At 71.4% G+C, this 507-nt stretch carries 1 protein-coding gene; it reads left to right on the top strand.

Features of this window, described 5'->3' with window-relative positions; genetic code table 11:
• On the top strand, positions 1 to 507 hold a 507-nt coding region (locus G3N99_RS41475), incomplete at both ends, for an alpha/beta hydrolase-fold protein (RefSeq protein ID WP_206125342.1).

The following is a 507-nucleotide window of genomic DNA, read 5'->3' as shown; positions in this document are numbered from 1 at the left end:
GCCGAGCGCGCCGTTGCCGGATCCCATCCGGTACTGACCGTCCTCGACGGCAACGCGCTCTTCCCGCTCGCCGCGCAACTCGTGCGCAACCGGCGCGCGCGCCCTGACACCGCGCCCGATCCGGAACCCGTCGTGATCGGCATCGGTTATCCGACTGACGCCGCCTATGACATGGCCGCCCGCGCAGACGACTACACGCTCGCGCCGCTGCCCGACGGCCGCGGTGCCGTCGCCGACCGCCTGCTCGATTTCATCGAACACGACGTGCAGCCCTGGCTCGCGCAACAGGTGGCCGTCGACCCGGCACGCCAGACGCTGTTCGGTCATTCGTACGGCGGCCTGCTGACGCTGTACGCGATGCTGACGCGCCCGCACCTGTTCACGCGGTATGTCGCGGCAAGCCCGTCGATCTGGTGGGGCGACCGCGCGCTGCTGCCCTATGCGAACCGTTTCGCCGCGCAAGCGGCGCCGCTCGCGCCCGCGTTGCGGCTGCTCGTGACCGCGGGA

The sequence above is a fragment of the Burkholderia sp. Ac-20392 genome, from assembly GCF_017104585.1.
Taxonomy (GTDB): domain Bacteria; phylum Pseudomonadota; class Gammaproteobacteria; order Burkholderiales; family Burkholderiaceae; genus Burkholderia; species Burkholderia lata.
This window is presented reverse-complemented; position numbering and strand designations above follow the sequence as displayed.